At 40.0% G+C, this 17,743-nt stretch carries 18 protein-coding genes; 13 read left to right on the top strand and 5 right to left on the bottom strand.

The window, feature by feature from the left end:
• Window positions 1–18 precede the first annotated feature (18 nt).
• Window positions 19–864, bottom strand: a complete 846-nt coding sequence (locus CWC11_RS02035; protein WP_138681385.1) for an AAA family ATPase — start codon at window positions 862–864, stop codon at window positions 19–21.
• Between the two features lie 52 nt (window positions 865–916).
• A complete protein-coding gene (locus CWC11_RS02030; protein WP_138681384.1) occupies window positions 917–1,156 on the bottom strand; it encodes a DUF1653 domain-containing protein in 240 nt (79 codons plus the stop codon).
• A gap of 61 nt (window positions 1,157–1,217) precedes the next feature.
• Here CWC11_RS02030 and CWC11_RS02025 point away from each other — a divergent pair, with 61 nt between their 5' ends.
• The 11 genes from CWC11_RS02025 (at window position 1,218) to rpoS (ending at window position 8,783) form a co-directional block, all read left to right on the top strand.
• Entirely contained in the window at window positions 1,218–1,697 is a 480-nt protein-coding gene (locus CWC11_RS02025) for a DUF2947 domain-containing protein (protein ID WP_138681383.1), read from the top strand.
• Window positions 1,698–1,770: 73 nt separating this feature from the next.
• The gene (locus tag CWC11_RS02020) at window positions 1,771–2,403 is read left to right on the top strand and encodes a hypothetical protein (RefSeq protein ID WP_138681382.1); all 633 of its coding nucleotides are present in this window, start codon (window positions 1,771–1,773) and stop codon (window positions 2,401–2,403) included.
• A 33-nt stretch (window positions 2,404–2,436) separates the two neighbouring features.
• Window positions 2,437–2,724, top strand: coding sequence for a cell division protein FtsB (gene ftsB, locus CWC11_RS02015; RefSeq protein WP_058547210.1), 288 nt, complete (start codon window positions 2,437–2,439; stop codon window positions 2,722–2,724).
• Window positions 2,714–3,415, top strand: a complete 702-nt coding sequence (ispD, locus tag CWC11_RS02010; protein ID WP_138681381.1) for a 2-C-methyl-D-erythritol 4-phosphate cytidylyltransferase — start codon at window positions 2,714–2,716, stop codon at window positions 3,413–3,415. Before ftsB ends, ispD begins: the two co-directional genes overlap by 11 nt.
• Window positions 3,412–3,909, top strand: coding sequence for a 2-C-methyl-D-erythritol 2,4-cyclodiphosphate synthase (ispF, locus tag CWC11_RS02005; protein ID WP_138681380.1), 498 nt, complete (start codon window positions 3,412–3,414; stop codon window positions 3,907–3,909). Before ispD ends, ispF begins: the two co-directional genes overlap by 4 nt.
• Window positions 3,906–4,955, top strand: a complete 1,050-nt coding sequence (truD, locus tag CWC11_RS02000; RefSeq protein ID WP_138681379.1) for a tRNA pseudouridine(13) synthase TruD — start codon at window positions 3,906–3,908, stop codon at window positions 4,953–4,955. Before ispF ends, truD begins: the two co-directional genes overlap by 4 nt.
• On the top strand, window positions 4,936–5,700 hold the full coding sequence (gene surE / locus CWC11_RS01995) for a 5'/3'-nucleotidase SurE (RefSeq protein WP_138681378.1): 765 nt from the start codon (window positions 4,936–4,938) through the stop codon (window positions 5,698–5,700). The genes truD and surE overlap by 20 nt, the downstream gene beginning before the upstream one ends.
• Window positions 5,690–6,328 (top strand): protein-L-isoaspartate(D-aspartate) O-methyltransferase, encoded by a 639-nt coding sequence (locus CWC11_RS01990; protein WP_058547215.1) that lies wholly within the window; start codon window positions 5,690–5,692, stop codon window positions 6,326–6,328. The genes surE and CWC11_RS01990 overlap by 11 nt, the downstream gene beginning before the upstream one ends.
• Window positions 6,329–6,337: 9 nt before the next feature.
• Entirely contained in the window at window positions 6,338–6,916 is a 579-nt protein-coding gene (locus CWC11_RS01985) for a YqaA family protein (protein WP_104642152.1), read from the top strand.
• Between the two features lie 41 nt (window positions 6,917–6,957).
• The gene (locus CWC11_RS01980) at window positions 6,958–7,782 is read left to right on the top strand and encodes a peptidoglycan DD-metalloendopeptidase family protein (RefSeq protein ID WP_138681377.1); all 825 of its coding nucleotides are present in this window, start codon (window positions 6,958–6,960) and stop codon (window positions 7,780–7,782) included.
• Window positions 7,783–7,817: 35 nt separating this feature from the next.
• Window positions 7,818–8,783 (top strand): RNA polymerase sigma factor RpoS, encoded by a 966-nt coding sequence (gene rpoS / locus CWC11_RS01975; RefSeq protein WP_058547218.1) that lies wholly within the window; start codon window positions 7,818–7,820, stop codon window positions 8,781–8,783.
• 177 nt (window positions 8,784–8,960) lie between these two features.
• Here rpoS and mutS read toward each other — a convergent pair whose 3' ends face one another.
• Window positions 8,961–11,543, bottom strand: a complete 2,583-nt coding sequence (gene mutS, locus CWC11_RS01970; protein WP_138681376.1) for a DNA mismatch repair protein MutS — start codon at window positions 11,541–11,543, stop codon at window positions 8,961–8,963.
• A gap of 21 nt (window positions 11,544–11,564) precedes the next feature.
• On the opposite strand from mutS, the gene CWC11_RS01965 reads away from it, so the two are divergent.
• Complete coding sequence (locus CWC11_RS01965) at window positions 11,565–12,056, top strand: CinA family protein (protein ID WP_138681375.1); 492 nt, start codon at window positions 11,565–11,567, stop codon at window positions 12,054–12,056.
• 65 nt (window positions 12,057–12,121) lie between these two features.
• The gene (gene recA / locus CWC11_RS01960; RefSeq protein WP_058547221.1) at window positions 12,122–13,165 is read left to right on the top strand and encodes a recombinase RecA; all 1,044 of its coding nucleotides are present in this window, start codon (window positions 12,122–12,124) and stop codon (window positions 13,163–13,165) included.
• Between the two features lie 482 nt (window positions 13,166–13,647).
• On the opposite strand, the gene CWC11_RS01955 is transcribed toward recA, so the two are convergent.
• The gene (locus CWC11_RS01955) at window positions 13,648–15,771 is read right to left on the bottom strand and encodes a TonB-dependent siderophore receptor (protein ID WP_138681374.1); all 2,124 of its coding nucleotides are present in this window, start codon (window positions 15,769–15,771) and stop codon (window positions 13,648–13,650) included.
• Window positions 15,772–16,196: 425 nt separating this feature from the next.
• Window positions 16,197–17,366: a DcaP family trimeric outer membrane transporter gene (locus tag CWC11_RS01950; RefSeq protein ID WP_138681373.1), complete on the bottom strand. Its 1,170-nt coding sequence runs from the start codon at window positions 17,364–17,366 to the stop codon at window positions 16,197–16,199.
• Window positions 17,367–17,743 lie beyond the last annotated feature (377 nt).

The following is a 17,743-nucleotide window of genomic DNA, read 5'->3' as shown; positions in this document are numbered from 1 at the left end:
CTGAAAGGTCAACAGGCCCTAGCGGCTCATAAACGCGAGTTTTTCGATTAGGCTTATGTCTTGCTCGTTTTTAAGTAAAGCGCCAAACATTGGCATTAATCCGCCTTTTTGCGCTTTGTCGTGCAGTGTTTTTGCGTCTATGTCTTCTGCCATTAAAAGCTTCAACCAATCGAGTAATTCGCTGGTGGAGGGCTTCTTTTTAAGGCCATTGGCTTCACGTAAGTTAAAAAACACCTCTAGCGCTTGGCGTACTAAATCTTGCTTAACATTGGGGTAGTGTACGTCAATAATTTGCTGCATTTCGTCACTGCTCGGAAAATCAATATAGTGAAAAAAGCAGCGGCGTAAAAAGGCATCGGGCAATTCTTTTTCATTGTTTGAAGTGATGATCACAATAGGGCGCTCTTTGGCTACAATGCGCTCGTTGGTTTCGTAAACATGAAACTCCATTTTATCAAGCTCAAGCAGTAAATCGTTTGGGAACTCAATGTCGGCTTTATCTATTTCATCAATTAAAAGTACAGGGCGTTTACCGTTAATCTCGGCATAGTTAAACGCTTGCCACAATTTACCTTTAACAATGTAATTGCCAATATTATGTACGCGTTCGTCACCTAATTGGCTGTCGCGTAGGCGCGATACGGCATCGTATTCGTACAAACCTTGCTGCGCTTTGGTGGTCGATTTAATGTGCCATTGAATAAGCTCGGTATCTAAACTTTTTGCAAGTTCTTCAGCTAGCATGGTTTTACCCGTGCCGGGTTCACCTTTAATTAATAATGGTTTTTCGAGCATAATGGCGGCATTTACAGCCTGTTTTAGCGAGCTGCTTGCGATGTAATTGTCGGTAGAGTTAAATTGCACGGTGCACCCTTGTCTGGTCTGAGCAGTAAGTTATTTAGTTATAATGCCATAGTTAATCTATAGGTCCAAGGTAAGCAAAACGAGGTATGGTTTCGCCGCCTTTTTCGACGGTTTCTAAAAACATACTTAGTGGGCGCGCCCAAATGCCAAACTCACCATACAAGGCTTGATAAATAACAAGTTGCTCCTCGGTTTCGCTATGGGTGGCAACGTGAATAACTTTGTATTGTGGACCTTTGTAGTGTTGGTATATGCCTGGTTTGAGGGAAAGTGGTTTTATTGCTGTAGTCATGTTTTGATCTCTTGTATAATTACATTTGCTTTTTATTATGCCAAACAATATACCAAATACTATGAATTATATTCTGTTAGATGATTACAAAAAGGCGTGGGTTTTTCGCCATAAAGATATTCCCGTTTCAGACGAGGACGCAGCGCGTATAAAACCAATGAGTGAAGAGCGTGCCGCGGTGCTTTGGGCAACGATGGTTAGCCGCGAACATGACCACCCAGATTTTTTTGATAAAACAGATTGGTGTGGTAAAGAAGAGAGCTTTAGCGAAGAAGTAAACTGGGAAGACGCGTGGGAAAATTCAGACGAGCATTTACCACAGGCCATTTTAGAACACCTAGATTGGCAAGCTAATACCACCGTTTATTTTTGTATGGCGCGAAATAATATTATTGAAACAACCTTTGATATATTTAAACGCAATTGGCAAAACTTTATGTTTTTAGCTGATGGCAGTTTGTTATTAGGTAAAAAGCGTAATACGGTTGTGCAGTTTTTAGAGTCCGGTAATGCAAAATTAGGTGAAAAGCCAAGCGCTTAAATTATTAGGGCGCTTAAAAAGTATTCGGTACTGTGCTATAAAACAACTACCTATTTGTTTTTGAGTACAGCTATTGGTCGCGAAAAATCAGTCACTTGGTGCTCAGCAGCAAGTTGAAATTTGGCAAACTGATGCACAAAAAGTGCTATACGCTCAGTTGTGTAATGCGTTTTATCAGCGAGAGGTTCAGCGTTTAGTCGCCGAGCCCGACGCAGATAAACTTCGTAGGCAATTAAAAAGTTTACCTTATTACATTGAACGAGCGGCTACTTTGGTTGCCAATAGCAAAACGCCTTTTGAGCTTGATTCGCAAAATGGCTCGTGGCTTGAAAAACAAAAGCCTACACCGCCTGAAGTGAACACTGAAGCAAATGAACTTTTTTATAAATCGTATGCCAAAGTGGGGCTTGTAGTACCTGTATTATTGCATTGCTACGACCAAGTTCGTTTTAGAATAGACAGTATTGATGAGCTTCAAGACAATAAATTACATTGTAATGAGCTAGGCTGGTTTAGCTTTTTAGGCGAGAGCCTTGAAGAACAAAATGCGCAATTAATTAAACCGAGTAAAATAAGTTTAACAGCAGCATGTTGTGGCCACCAATGGCAGTTTTCAAAGCGCAGTATTCCGCGTGTTTTATCGCTTAGAGAAATGCTACTGGTAGGGAATATTAATTGGCGTAATATTAAACGCCCACTTGCTTAAACTGCGAGTAATTAAACAAAATAAGGAGTGTTAATGCGTTTTTTTCAGATTGGCTTATTGTGCTTAGCACTGTTTGTGCAATATAGATTATGGTTTGGCCATAACGGCGTACAAGACTACACACGATTAAAGTCGGCGGTAGCATCGCATCAGCAAACAAACGAAAAATTAATTAAACGTAATAAAGTACTTACCGCCGATATAGAAGATTTAAAACTTGGCCAAGAAGGTATTGAAGAGCGTGCACGTAACGAATTAGGAATGATCAAGCCGGACGAAACATTTATTCGTGTTTTACCGGGTAAACAACATGACAACTAAAAATACAATTACTGCTATTGTACCGGCAGCAGGCGTTGGCAGCAGAATGCAGCACAATGCGCCTAAGCAATATATAAAGTTAGCTGGTAAAACCATTTTAGAGCACACCTTAGCTAAACTATCTCAACTCCCTCAATTAAGCCGTATTGTTGTGGCGATTAGCGACACTGACCCTTACTTTGATGAACTCCCGCAAATAGATTCACGCGTAATACGTGCAAGTGGTGGTAAAGAGCGTGCCGACTCTGTGCTTAATAGTTTACTTTTTTTAGAAGCCAACCCACCACAGTGGGTGCTAGTGCATGATGCCGCGCGGCCACTTGTAAATATTGACGATATAAATACGCTTATTAATGAATGTATAAAAGCAAATGAAGGCGGTATTTTAGCCAGTAAAGTAAAAGACACCATAAAGCGCGGGCATACTTATAGCGAGCAAACTGTACCCCGGGACGATTTATGGCAAGCGCTTACTCCGCAGCTTTTTAAGTATGATGAGCTTAAAAGCGCTTTACAAAATGCTCTGGTAAATGGGGTAACAATTACCGACGAAGCAAGCGCCATAGAGTGGGCAAATAAGCCGGTTAAATTGATTACTGGGCGTAGCGACAATATTAAAATAACCACGCCAGAAGATTTAGATTTGGCGGGGTTTTTATTAAACAAACAACAAAACGAGAGTGCAGTATGATTCGAATTGGCCATGGTTTTGACGTACATAAATTTGGCGGCGTAGGCCCGTTAACAATTTGTGGTGAAAAAATTGATTACCCACAAGGCTTTTTAGCACACTCAGATGGTGATGTAGCTATTCATGCTTTATGCGATGCTATTTTAGGTGCGCTCGCTATGGGCGATATTGGCAAGCACTTTCCTGATACAGCCAGCGAGTATGAAAATATCGACAGCCGTATTTTACTTCGCCACGTTGTAGGCCTTGCTAAAGAGCAAGGCTATATACTTGGCAATGGTGATGTAACCGTTGTGGCGCAAGCACCAAAAATGCTGCCACACATTCAAGCTATGCGCGCTAATTTAGCCAGCGATTTAAACTGCGATCTTAGCCAGATAAATGTTAAAGCCACCACAACCGAAAAACTGGGCTTTGAAGGGCGTAAAGAAGGTATTTCTAGTCATGCAGTTGTTATTATGAGTAAAGCGCTTACGAGTACAACAAACGCATGAGCGACTTAAATTATTTATACGGTGCACCACTTTCTAAAGCGGACTTTAAAACCACTGCTGAAGATTTTATGGTGGATGAAGATTTAGGTATTGAGTTTACTGGCAGTGGTGAGCATGTGTGCTTGCAAGTTGTTAAAAAAGGCGAAAACACACAATATGTTGCTAAAATTATCGCTCAAAAAGCAGGTGTATCCCCTCGTGATGTGAGTTACGCGGGCATGAAAGATCGCCACGGTGTATGTAGCCAATGGTTTAGCGTAAAAGTACCTATTAAAAAGCATATTGACTTTAGTGAGCTTAACAGCGAGAGCATTTTTGTAGTATCGCAGCAGCGCCATGAGCGAAAACTACGAACGGGTTGTCATAAGGGTAATAAATTTACTATTACGCTTCGTAATGTCACACAGCCGCTTGATATATTGTGCCGTATAAATGCGGTGCGCTCAGGTGTGCCAAACTATTTTGGTGAGCAGCGCTTTGGGCATGGCGGCCATAACTTAGTAATGGCCGAAAAGATGTTTGCAGGTGAACGTATTCGCGATAAAAAGCTACGCGGTATTATCATTTCTGCAGCGCGCTCGCACGTATTTAACCAAATAGTAAGCTTGCGTGTAAACGAACATGGCTTAGCCAAAACCATGCACCGCGAAGTATTTATGCTAAACGGCAGTAATGCGTTTTTTGAGGATGCAATAAGTGATGAAAACATAGCTCGCTTAGCTTCTGGCGATATTATGATGTCGGCACCTATGGTAGGTAAAAGCGAAAAAGGCTTAACCGGTCAAGAAAAAATATGGCTTAAACCATACCAAACATGGTGCGATGGCTTAGGTGATCTTGGCCTTAAAAATGAACGCAGAATGCTAAGGCTTATACCACAAGATTTATCTGTTGAAACACTTGATGAAACCACGTTAAAACTAAGTTTTGGTTTACCTAAAGGGTGTTTTGCAACCGCATTATTACGTGAGCTGGTGGATTATACAGATGCTAGCCCTCGCGAGCGAAAAGAAAAGGACAGCAATAATGAAGATACTTCTAAGTAATGACGATGGTGTAAATGCCAAAGGCATTGCAGTTTTATATCAAGCGCTCGTGCAAATAGCAGAGGTAACGCTGGTTGCCCCTGATAGAAACTGCAGTGGAGCAAGTAATTCATTAACATTAATGAACCCTTTACGTGCCACGACGCTTGAAAATGGCTTTATATCAGTTAATGGCACACCCACTGACTGTGTGCACTTAGGTGTTAACCAACTTGTTGATGAAAAACCCGATTTAGTTGTTGCGGGTATTAACCATGGTGCTAATTTAGGCGATGATACGCTTTATTCTGGTACCGTTGCAGCTGCTACAGAGGGTCGCCATTTAGGCTTGCCTGCTATTGCTGTATCGCTTTGCTCGCATAAAGGTGAGTATTTTGAAACGGCAGCCGCAGTAACCGTAAATATAATAAAAGCTTTGGCATCGCATCCGCTTCCTAAAGATCAAATTATAAATATTAATGTGCCCGATATTCCGTTAAATGAATTAAAAGGTGTACAAGTAACGCGTTTAGGTGCGCGCCATAAAGCCGAAACCATGACCAAGCAAACCGACCCGTGGGGTCGTGATATTTTTTGGTATGGATCATTAGGTACCGAAAGCGATGCAGGTGAAGGTACTGATTTTTATGCAATAAATAATGGCTTTGCATCTGTAACGCCTCTAAGTGTTGATATGACTGCAAAAGATAGCTTAAAAGCAGTAGGAGACTGGTTAGCTGATTTGGAGATAAATAGTGCTAGCTAATTACTCACGAAGCGCCAAAGCGCTTGCTGAGCTTTTAAAGCGTGAAGGGGTAGAGGATACACAAGTCCTTAGTGCTATTGCAGATATACCGCGCCATGTATTTATAGATGATGTACTAAAACACAAAGCTTACGAAAACACGGCGCTGCCTATTGGACAAGGACAAACAATTTCGCAGCCTTATATTGTCGCCCGTATGACAGAGTTACTTCGCCTTGCAGGTGTGCGCGATAAAGTACTTGAGATTGGCACAGGCTCTGGTTATCAAACCGCTGTACTGGCTAAATCGTTTACTAAAGTATATTCGGTTGAACGCATTAAAGCGCTTCAATGGCAAGCTAAACGCCGTTTGCATCAACTCGATTTATACAATGTAGCAATGAAACATGGCGATGGCTGGCAAGGTTGGCAGTCACAAGCCCCTTTTGATGGCATAATTGTTACCGCAGCCGCGTCTAAAGTTCCACAAGATTTACTCGCTCAGCTATCTGATGGTGGCGTGTTACTCGCCCCTATAGGAGAGCAAGAGCAAAAGTTAACCATGGTTATTCGCAATGGCGATAACTACACAGAGCATGTTATTGCCCCCGTAAGGTTTGTACCGCTCATACCTGGCGATATTGAATAGGAATTCATTTTGAAGTTGTTTACCAAGTTATACGATATGGCCCTAGTATGGGCTAAACACCGCCATGCAGAGCGTTACTTAGCAGCTATGAGTTTTGCAGAGTCTGTTTTCTTTCCTGTCCCGCCCGATGTAATGCTTGCACCTATGTCGCTTGCACAGCCAAGTAAAGCATGGCGCTTTGCAAGCTTTGCAACAGTTGCATCGGTTTTTGGGGGCGTTATAGGGTATTTACTAGGCTTTTGGTTATTCGAACCTGTAGTAGAACCACTTATTGCCCAAATGCATTGGCAAGATAAATTTGATACCGCACTTACCTGGTTTAAAGAGTACGGTGTATGGGTTGTTTTTTTAGCTGGCTTTTCACCTATTCCTTATAAAGTATTTACGATTGGGGCTGGTGTAATGCAAATGGCTTTTTTACCATTTTTACTCGCATCTGCAATTGGACGTGGGGCTCGCTTTTTTTTAGTTTCTGCTTTAATGAAATGGGGCGGAGTTAAAATGGAACAAAAATTACGTCAATATATTGAAGTACTTGGCTGGGCTTTAGTTGTATTGATAGTAGTTGCATACTTTTTACTACGATAAGTATTAAAAACCCCCATTTTATAAGTAAGGAGAAAAACACGATGAATAAACAGTTTTTACTGTATGTTGCTATATTCATTAGTGTTTTTCTTTTTGGCTGTTCTTCAAGACATGTTCCTGCCCCTGTAAGTAGCCTAAATAATAATGTTAATGATTTAGGTCATACTATTAACATTAATGGTAATCGTTACAAAGTACAAAAAGGGGACACACTCTATTCTATTGCATTTAGCGCGGGGCAGGATTTTCGAAAGCTGGCAAAAAACAATTCAATTCCATCACCTTATATTATCTTCCCAGGCCAGAGTATATCGTTGGTTGCTCCAACAGAAAAAATAAAAAGGGATGAAAAATATACGAATTCGAGTAAAAAGTCTATAAAAAATGTACAAAAAAATAACATAAAATTAAAGAAAGAGCTTGATCCTCCAAAACAACGAGAGTATGTTCAGAAACAAGCCAGTAACACAATTAGTAAAACTAAACGTTTGTCGAGCAGTAAAGTTAAGTGGTTTTGGCCAGCAAAGGGCAAAGTTACCAAACGCTTTTCTAATAAGGAAAACGGTTATAAAGGTTTACAGATTACTAATCATAAAGGGGCTTCAGTCTTAGCCGCGGCACAAGGAACGGTGGTGTACGCGGGTAACGCTCTTCGAGGTTACGGTAATTTAATCATATTGAAACATAATGATGATTACCTAAGTGCTTATGCACATAACTCGAAATTACTTGTTAAAGAAAAGCAGAAAGTTAAGGCAGGACAAAAAATAGCAGAAATTGGAAATTCAGAATCTTCGGTCACCGCACTTCGTTTTGAAATTCGCTACCGAGGGCAAGCTGTCAATCCTGCTAAATACCTTCCCTAATTTTTAGGTATTGATAATTGCTCGGGAGAAGGCTTATGGCTAGCGCAGCAAAAAACACCACGACTGACGAAAAGTTCGATGACACCGCCGTAGAAGAAAACAACTCACTACTTGAAAAAGTAGAAGAAGATGAGATTTTTGCTAAAGAAGAAGTTACAAAAAATCTTGATGCAACTCAGCTTTATTTAGGTGAGATAGGTTTCTCTCCTTTACTTAGTGCAGAAGAAGAGGTTTTCTTTGCACGTAAATCACTTCGAGGTTGTGAAGCCTCACGCAAACGTATGATTGAAAGTAACTTACGTTTAGTTGTTAAAATTGCTCGCCGTTACAATAACCGTGGTTTGGCATTACTAGATTTAATTGAAGAAGGTAATTTAGGTTTAATCCGCGCCGTTGAAAAGTTCGACCCAGAACGTGGCTTTAGATTCTCAACTTATGCAACATGGTGGATACGTCAAACTATTGAACGTGCCATTATGAACCAAACCCGAACTATTCGCTTACCTATCCACGTAGTTAAAGAATTAAATGTTTACTTGCGTACAGCACGTGAGTTAACGCAAAAGCTTGACCATGAGCCAACTGCTGAAGAAATTGCTGCAAGCCTTGATAGACCTGTTGAAGACGTAACTAAAATGCTACGTTTAAATGAAAAAATTGCCTCTGTGGACATGCCTATCGGCGGTGAAAACGACAGTGCTTTACTTGATATTATTGCAGACGAAAAAAGCGCAGGCCCTGAAGGTGAAGTTCAAACTAACGATATTAATAAACATATTGTAGATTGGTTAGGTGAGTTAAACCCTAAGCAACGTGAAGTACTAGCACGCCGATTTGGTTTACTAGGCTACGAGCCATCAACACTTGAAGATGTAGGGCGTGAAATTGGACTAACACGAGAACGTGTAAGACAGATTCAGGTTGAAGCTTTACGCCGTTTAAAAGATATTTTGCAACAAGAAGGTTTAAGTACAGAAAGCTTATTTAATCAGTTTTCGTAACTTTAATTTTGCAAACTAAGTAATAAATTATGTGTGTAAAAAGCTGAAGGGTTAACTCTTCAGCTTTTTTTATGCCTGTTGTTCCGTCCTAAATGTGTAAACACTTCTTATGCCTGTCGTTCCGTCCTAAATGTATAAACACTTTTTAGGACGGGATAAGGCTTGGACTAATTAACCTCAAAGCAGTGCTTTTAATTTATAAAGCAGTTCGTGCGCTTGACGAGGCGATAAGTTATCTGGGTCAATTGCGCTTAATTGTTCTTCGACTTGTGAAGGTTCAATAACCGCTTCGTTATTAAATGAAAATGCCTGTTGCTCAGTATTAGGGGCAGTAACGCTTTGATGATTTTCCAATAACTTAAGTTTTTGTTTAGCTTGTGTAATTACTGCCTTAGGCACACCTGCAAGTGCGGCTACTTGCAGACCAAAGCTTTTACTTGCTGCGCCATCAAGCACGGTATGCATAAATGCAATAGTGTCGTTATGCTCTATTGCATCAAGGTGAACGTTTACAAGACCTTGAGTTTGCTCTGCAAGTTCTGTTAGTTCAAAATAGTGTGTTGCAAACAGTGTTTTTGCCGAAATTTTTGATACTAAATGATCGGCTGTAGCATACGCAAGCGAAAGCCCGTCGTAGGTACTTGTACCTCGCCCAATTTCATCCATTAACACCAAAGACTGCGCTGTAGCATTATTTAAAATAGTGGCGGTTTCGGTCATTTCAACCATGAAGGTTGAGCGGCCAGAGGCTAAATCATCACTTGCACCAATACGCGTAAATATGCGGTCTATATTACCTATTTTCGCGCTATCGGCAGGGACATAACAGCCAATGTGCGCCATTAATACAATAAGCGCTGTTTGACGCATATAGGTTGATTTACCACCCATATTTGGACCTGTAATAATCAACATTTTGCGCTGGCTATTAAGCTCTACAGGATTTGCAATGAAGGGTTCTTTCATTACCTGTTCAACAACTGGGTGACGGCCTTGTTTAATGCTAATGTTGTCGTTGTCGCATAACTCTGGTTTAGCATAATTAAGTGCAAAGGCACGCTCTGCTAAGTTATTTAATACATCTAAGTCAGCAAGCGCTGCAGCCATTATTTGCAGCTGTTCAATGTGAGGGGCTATAAATTCAAATAACTCTTCGTATAGTTGTTTTTCAAGCGCGAGAGCTTTTGATTGGCTGCCAAGCACTTTGTCTTCATGCTCTTTAAGCTCTGGAATAATATAGCGTTCATTATTTTTAAGCGTCTGGCGACGAATGTAATCAGCAGGCACTAAATGTGAATTGGCGCGACTCACTTCTATAAAAAAGCCGTGTACGCGGTTGTAGCCAATTTTTAATGTACTAATGCCCGTACGTTCACGCTCGCGTTGTTCAAGCTGCTCAAGTACATCTGTGGCACCTTTACTTAGGTTACGCCACTCATCTAATTCACTATTATAACCAGGCGCAATTACGCCACCATCACGAATAAGTACTGGCGGATTATCAATAACAGCACGCTCTAGCAATGCTTGTAGCTCTGGTAGTTCAGGCGAGTGTTTGATAATACTTGCTATGCGCGGGTCACTCGCATCACTTAATAAATTATGCAGAGGTGCAAGTGCTTGTAGTGCACTGCGCAGACGAGTTAAATCTCTTGGGCGTGCAGTGCATAACGCTAAACGCGCTATCACACGCTCTATATCTCCGATATCTTTTAGTGACTCGTGTAATTCGCCGCAAAGTTGTACGTCTAAAATTGCACTAATGGCATTTAAACGAGAATTAAGCTCATCTTTATTACGAACAGGGGTATGAATTCGGCGTTTTAATAAGCGTGAGCCCATCGCTGTGGCCGTTTTATCGAGTACTTGTGCTAAGGTGTTTTCAAATCCGCCCGACAGGTTAACCGTTAGTTCTAAATTTTTTCGGGTTGCGGCATCTAATATAACAGCGTGTTCGTTGTGCTCAAGTGTAATGGCGCGAATATGAGGCAAGGCAATACGCTGTGTATCTTTTACGTATTGCATTAAACAGCCGGCGGCTACGAGCGCTGAGTGAGCTTTTTCTACACCAAATCCAACTAAATCTTTGGTACCAAATTGATCGCACAATAAGTGCTGCGCTGTGTCTAAATCAAACTCCCACTCAGGGCGACGACGAGCGCCTTTAATATGTTCAATTAAATGTGTATTTACAAAGCTTTCGCTATACAGTAATTCTGCTGGCGATAACCGTTGTAACGTTGAGCTAAAAGCTTCGTCAGTATTTACTTCTACAATGTTAAAACGACCAGAATTTATATCAAGGTAAGCGATTCCATATTGGCCTTTTTTATTTTGCCAAACACTGGTCAATAGATTGTCTTGTCGCTCTTGCAGCAGCGCTTCATCTGAAATAGTGCCCGGTGTTACAATACGTACTACTTTACGTTCTACAGGGCCTTTACTCGTTGCGGGATCCCCAACTTGTTCACAAATAGCAACTGATTCGCCCATTTGTACTAAGCGAGCTAAGTAGTTTTCTACGGCATGATAAGGTACCCCGGCCATAGGAATAGGATCGCCGCCCGCTTTACCGCGGTGCGTTTGCGATATATCAAGAAGTTGAGCTGCGCGTTTAGCGTCATCAAAAAAGAGTTCGTAAAAATCTCCCATACGATAAAACAATAAAATATCGCGATGCTCTGATTTTATTTTTAGATACTGCTGCATCATAGGGGTTTGTTGTTTTATAGTGTGTGGTGCATAAAGATCAAACGACATGTATTTACCCAAAGGCTGAATATGGAATTACATCAAGAGATTAAAACACTTGCTGCGCAATTAGGCGCTATTTTAACGGATAAATGCTTATGGATCACTACTGCTGAATCATGCACTGGTGGTGGAGTGAGTTATGCCCTAACAGATACCCCTGGTAGCTCACGTTATTTAGGGCGTGCGTTTGTTACATACAGTAATGAGGCAAAGCACGAATTGATTAATGTAGCGACGAGTACGTTGGAGCAATTTGGAGCTGTGAGTGAGCAAACAGTGAAGGAAATGGCATTTGGTGCAATAAACGTTGCTAATGCCGATGTTGCGATTGCTATTTCAGGTATTGCAGGACCAGGTGGGGCGACTCCCGACAAGCCAGTAGGCTTTGTGTGGTTTTGCATACAAATTGCTGGTAAGCAATTCACTTTTAAGCAAATATTTAGTGGTGATAGAGCGCAAGTTAGAATGCAAGCTATTGAATTTGCATTGAAAAAAACTATAGAGAAGATAAATTTATAAATTTCGCTTGATACTGTGGTTTCATACAGTATACTTGTTCGCATTAGCTGGATTTGGAGAACAAAATGAACGATAACAAACAAAAAGCGTTGGACGCTGCACTATCACAAATAGAGCGTCAATTTGGTAAAGGATCAATCATGAAACTGGGCGACAATAAAGCCCTAAACATTGATGCAGTATCTACAGGTTCATTAGGGATCGACATTGCTTTAGGCATAGGCGGTTTACCTATGGGTCGTATTGTTGAAGTATATGGTCCTGAATCTTCAGGTAAAACAACACTTACTTTACAAGTTATCGCACAAGCTCAAAAAGAAGGTAAAACTTGTGCCTTTGTTGATGCCGAGCACGCTCTAGATCCAGTATACGCACAAAAACTAGGTGTTAACATTGATGAGCTTTTAGTGTCTCAGCCAGATACGGGTGAACAAGCGCTAGAAATTTGTGACATGTTAGTACGCTCAAGTGCGGTAGATGTTGTTATTGTCGATTCTGTTGCTGCACTTACACCAAAAGCTGAAATTGAAGGCGACATGGGCGACTCGCACATGGGCTTACAAGCACGTTTAATGTCGCAAGCATTACGTAAGCTTACGGGTAATATTAAACGTTCTAATACGTTATGTATTTTCATTAACCAAATTCGTATGAAAATTGGTGTAATGTTTGGTAACCCAGAAACAACAACCGGTGGTAACGCTCTTAAGTTTTACGCATCAGTTCGTATTGATATTCGTCGAATTGGTTCTGTAAAAGAAGGCGATGAAGTTGTTGGTAACGAAACGCGCGTTAAAATTGTTAAAAACAAAGTAGCACCTCCGTTTAAGCAAGCCGAATTTATCATCATGTATGGTGAAGGTATTTCTAAGCAAGGCGAGCTAATTGATTTAGGTGTTAAGCACAAAATTGTTGAAAAAGCAGGTGCTTGGTACAGTTACAATGGTAATAAAGTAGGCCAAGGTAAATCAAACTCAATTAAGTTTTTGAAAGAAAACGTAGAAATTGCAGATGAGATTGAAGGCAAACTACGCGACATGTTATTGCTAAAAGCGACTATTGAACCAGAAGACGGTGAAGATAAGTTAGGCGATGACGCAGACCTTTAAGGTTTAAAACGTTCTTTAAGCTTGATTTGACCCGAGCTTTATAAAAAACGCTAACCAGCAATGGTTAGCGTTTTTTTGTTTGTGGGGGCGTGTAATATAAAATAGCAGCAATACTTATTACTAACCTGCATAAGTCTTTGTGAAGCCAAACGAATTAAGTTACACCATAAGGTGGTTAAAAGTTTTTATTTAGAACAACCAGATAAAAAGACTGCCTAGATTTAGCGTAATTTTTTAACGCTAGTAAGACCTTATATAAGTAAATTGATATTAATTATTTTAAGTTGCCAGCTTAATGCTGATTATTTAATTACTCGTAATATAAAGTAATTAAACAGCAAGGAAGTGATGATGTTTTAGCACTCGATAGCTAATAAGATAGATTGGAATTTAATTAGCTGTAAAACTGCCTCCTTAAAAATAAAAACGACACAAATAATGTGTCGTTTTTAAATTAAGCGATTTAAAGCTTTTAAAAAATTTTATAGTTGCCAGTTTACCGATAGCGCATAGTTACGCGGTGCACCGTAGTAACCTTGTGCCCAGTATAAACTGTGTAAGTACTTTTCATCGGTGGTATTATTTACGTTAAAAGTAACACCAACGTTTTCTGTAATTTTGTAGTTAGCCATTAAATCAAGAATGCCGTAAGCATCTTGTTTAGTCGTTACAAGCGCTGTGCCTGAAGCATCTTCTACTTGTACACGGCTTACAGAATCCTGCCAGCGGTAGTTTGCACCAAATGTTAAACCTTCAACAAATGGTACTTGATAAGTAGCTGCTAGTTTTAATTGGTTTTCAGGTGTGTAATCTTTAACTAAATCGTCACCATCAATATTTAAGTTGCTAAAGCTAATACTCGCACTTAAATCGTCTGTAATTTTACCACTTAACTCAACTTCAAAACCGTCGCTGTTAATACCGTCTGCGCCGTAGTAACGAGTATCACCTGGAAGTGAATCTGGTAATGCGACCGCTAAATTTTCTTGTTTTGCATCAAAGTAAGCAAATGTAACAAAAATTTGATCATCTAAAAGCTGGGCTTTAACACCAATTTCGCTGCTTTTACCTGTAACTGGTGCTAATTGCTCTGCGTTTATATCAAGCTCTTTTTGAGGAACAAACGTTTCTGTGTAGCTTGCATAGGCAGATAGTGTTTCGGTAAAGTCATACACTGCGCCTACGTAAGGTATAAGCTCATTATCGCTACGTGTTTGCTCAACGCCATAAGCAGTCCCTTTTGTTTCCCAGTCGGTGTATCGAACACCTGCAAGTATACTTAAAGGAGTGCTAAGTTTAATACGTGTTGATATATAGGCTGATTGCTGTTTATTTTCTATATCACTACCGTTCAAACCATCGGCAAGTGTTGCCTCAGGCATTACGCCATCCCACGTATCGAGTGATGGCATTTCAGGAAAGCCATTCCCTGTGGTGTAATCGTAAAGAGACTGCTCGTTGTAATCCATTTTTGCTTGGCTTACACCAAACGATAAATCATGCTCTTGACCGAATAAATCAAATTTACCACTGGCATATAAATCAAACAGGTCGTGTTTATCTTCATAATCGTAACGACTTGCGTAACCTGTTAAACCAAGTTCTGTTTCTTTTTCAGGCGTGCCATAAACGTAAAAAAGCTCCGAGTCTTGCTCGTTTTCAATGTGTGCATAGCGGGCTATTGCTACCCAAGTAGCAGATAAGTTTTGCTCAAGCGTTACATATACTTGCTCAGCGCTGTTATCCCAATAAGACCAATCAGATGCTGTGCTGGTAGATGAATCATAATCTGTGGCTGAACCATCAGTATAGTAAAGTGGTAATGCACCCCAAAGCGGGCTATCGGCATCTTTTTGCTGATTAACGTAGTTAATGCTTAATAGGGTGTCGTCAGTTAGCTTGCCTTCGTAGGCTAAATAACCAATCGTTTTGTCTGTTTCGTAACGATCTAGGTATGACTCAGCTTTTTGCTTTGTAAATACGGCACGAATGGCATGATCTTCGTTAATTGGAGTTGAAACATCGAGCTCTAAGCGTTTGTTATTCCATGAGCCATAAGATGCAGAAGCGTGAGCTTGTGTAATATACGTTGGTTTTTTAAGTACCATGTTTACAGTAGCTGATGGGTTACCAGCACCAGTCATTAAGCCGTTTGCACCACGTACAATTTCTACGCGATCATAGATAGAAGTATCTAACGTGCCTTGAATTGAACCTGAGCTTTGTGGAATACCTAAGCCATCTACTTGAAAGTTTGTTATTTCAAAACCACGGGCTTTAAAGTAAGTACGGTCTGTTTCTATTTGTTCTACCGTTACACCTGGTGTGCTCTCAAGCACTGAATTGATATCGTCTAATGAAAAGTCGTCCATTAACGCACGAGAAACAACAGAAATACTTTGCGGCGTTTCTTTAATTGATAAGCCTAATTTTGTAGCAGATTGCGCATCTTCAGTTATGTAGTTTTTATGATGCTGGCCGTATACAGCTATTTTTTCTAGTGAGTCATCTTTTGTATTTGCCTCATCAGCAAATGCATAACCAGATAAAATTAAAGAAGTAGCAAAGCTTAGTTTAGATAGACGCAAAATTTGTGGGGACGACATGAGTTTTTCCAATTAGTTCAAAAGAAGTGCACAATCTAATCTAAATGATATCGATTTGCAATTGCATTAATGTGTTTTATCTATAATTATTCTGTTTTATTGAATTTTAGCGGCTCAATTGAGGATGATATACATACATTAGTAGGTTTATACTTATCAAAAATGGTATTAAATGATTATTAAAAAAGGCACGCGAATTCATATTTTTAGTTTAAATTACTGAGGTATCTATTTTTATAGCTATTTAAAAGTTATTAACTTTAGGTTTGGCTGAATAGAAATATAGAATTTATTACTGAGTTGAATTTGATTAAGAACTCACTAAATAACATAGGTTATTAGCATATTTTATAATGAGATATAGCTTATAGTAGATATAAAAAAAGCGGCCAAGGCCGCTTAAGGAAGTAAGCTGTTTTTACTTATTAAAAAGAGTATTTAACAGAGAATTGCAAACGCTCTAAATCGCCATCTACACCGCTTTCTGTTTCACGCTCAGCATGCTTAAACTCAGCACCAAACGTTAAACGTTTAACTGGCGAGTATAAAATATTGGCACTAAAGCTTTGGCTAGATTCCACCGGATCGCCAGAGATAGCTAATAAATCAGTGTTGTTATCGGCACTGAAGAATGAGTATAAGAACGTAGAGCGCCACTGGCTTGTCCATTTGTGCTGATAAGCAACAAAACCAGACGTTGAATCGATTGCATCAAGTTCATCGCCGTTAAGCACTGCGCCATGGGCAACATTTAAGCCTACGTAACGGCCTAAACCTTTACCTTGTGTAAGCATAAACTTAAGGTAATCTTCACCAAGGTTTACTCGACCTGATGCGCTAATACCAAATGATGTTTCGTCAGCATCTACATCGCCTACTTTATATGTAAGTTGGCGTGCTAGTGCAGCCACTACAAAGTTACCCCAATCTGCTTTGTGGGTATAGCGGGCGGTGAAGTCAGGAAGTGATGCGTCGTCTGTTTCTACACGTGCGCCACCTTGTGTGGTAATTGTGCTTTCTGGGTTTTCTAATGAAAAAGACCAAGCGCCAGTTGTATATTTAATTTGAGTTTGACGAACAAATACAGTGCCCTCAGCAGGGCCTACAAAATCAAGTGTTTCGGCCAAAGCGCCTACATTTTGAAAGTTTGACCATGTTTGACCAAATAACCAACCATCATAAGTTACAAAAGCATGACGAATACGCGGTGCATATGAATTTGATACACGCTCATTGCCACCAGGTGCTGATGCTAAAAAGTCTAACTCAATTTTGGTTTTTACTGTTTTACCGTTATCCATTAACGTTGAAGTACCAAAGTTAAAGCGCGATTCGCGTGCGTGCATGTCAAATACAGCATCAGAATCGTCATCTTCACCAACAGGTAGCGTGCTTGGCACATAAAAATCACGACCAACACTAGAGCCCGAAGGGGCGCCTGCAGAGTAATCGCTCCACATAGTGTCTAATTTAATGTATCCACCGTAAGTGAATTCGGTATCACCAATTTTTGCAGCTGTTGCTGCATAAGCAGTACTTGATAGTGCACATAGCACAGCGCTTGCTGCCAATGTTTTTAATGGGGTAAATTTCATTGTGGTGTCCTTTATAGGCTACTTGTTGTTTGTTGCTTTTTTTTTCATGTAAGGTTGTATTACTTGCTACGAGTATTACTTACGAATAAAAAAGGGTGTTCATTTTGCTTTTCAATACACATATTGTTTTCATTCGTTAAATAAAGCTTTAGCAGGTGATACCGCAAATATCTTTATTAAAGTACACAAACACTTTTGAATATGCGCAATATTTACTCAATTACCTATTGGTCTATAAGACTAAGGTTTTAGAGTTGATTAGTTTGCATTTACTTACATTTAACATCTTGTATTGGTTATGTAAAATAATTGAAAGCAGGTGGATTATAAACTACAAATGAGCAAATTGAAGTAGAGTACAACTAAGGTCTAATACT

Source organism: Pseudoalteromonas sp. S3178 (assembly GCF_005886985.1).
Lineage (GTDB): Bacteria > Pseudomonadota > Gammaproteobacteria > Enterobacterales > Alteromonadaceae > Pseudoalteromonas > Pseudoalteromonas carrageenovora.
The sequence above is the reverse complement of the archived record's forward strand: the minus strand, read 5'-3'. Positions and strand labels throughout refer to the sequence as shown.

Coding starts and splice junctions, on each gene's coding strand:
- surE (WP_138681378.1), top strand. CDS start 4,936: ATGAAGATACTTCTAAGTAATGACGATGGTGTAAATGCCAAAGGCATT.
- CWC11_RS01950 (WP_138681373.1), bottom strand. CDS start 17,366: ATGAAATTTACCCCATTAAAAACATTGGCAGCAAGCGCTGTGCTATGT.
- mutS (WP_138681376.1), bottom strand. CDS start 11,543: ATGTCGTTTGATCTTTATGCACCACACACTATAAAACAACAAACCCCT.
- CWC11_RS02025 (WP_138681383.1), top strand. CDS start 1,218: ATGAATTATATTCTGTTAGATGATTACAAAAAGGCGTGGGTTTTTCGC.
- ispF (WP_138681380.1), top strand. CDS start 3,412: ATGATTCGAATTGGCCATGGTTTTGACGTACATAAATTTGGCGGCGTA.
- CWC11_RS02030 (WP_138681384.1), bottom strand. CDS start 1,156: ATGACTACAGCAATAAAACCACTTTCCCTCAAACCAGGCATATACCAA.
- CWC11_RS01965 (WP_138681375.1), top strand. CDS start 11,565: ATGGAATTACATCAAGAGATTAAAACACTTGCTGCGCAATTAGGCGCT.
- ftsB (WP_058547210.1), top strand. CDS start 2,437: ATGCGTTTTTTTCAGATTGGCTTATTGTGCTTAGCACTGTTTGTGCAA.
- rpoS (WP_058547218.1), top strand. CDS start 7,818: ATGGCTAGCGCAGCAAAAAACACCACGACTGACGAAAAGTTCGATGAC.
- recA (WP_058547221.1), top strand. CDS start 12,122: ATGAACGATAACAAACAAAAAGCGTTGGACGCTGCACTATCACAAATA.
- truD (WP_138681379.1), top strand. CDS start 3,906: ATGAGCGACTTAAATTATTTATACGGTGCACCACTTTCTAAAGCGGAC.
- ispD (WP_138681381.1), top strand. CDS start 2,714: ATGACAACTAAAAATACAATTACTGCTATTGTACCGGCAGCAGGCGTT.
- CWC11_RS01980 (WP_138681377.1), top strand. CDS start 6,958: ATGAATAAACAGTTTTTACTGTATGTTGCTATATTCATTAGTGTTTTT.
- CWC11_RS01955 (WP_138681374.1), bottom strand. CDS start 15,771: ATGTCGTCCCCACAAATTTTGCGTCTATCTAAACTAAGCTTTGCTACT.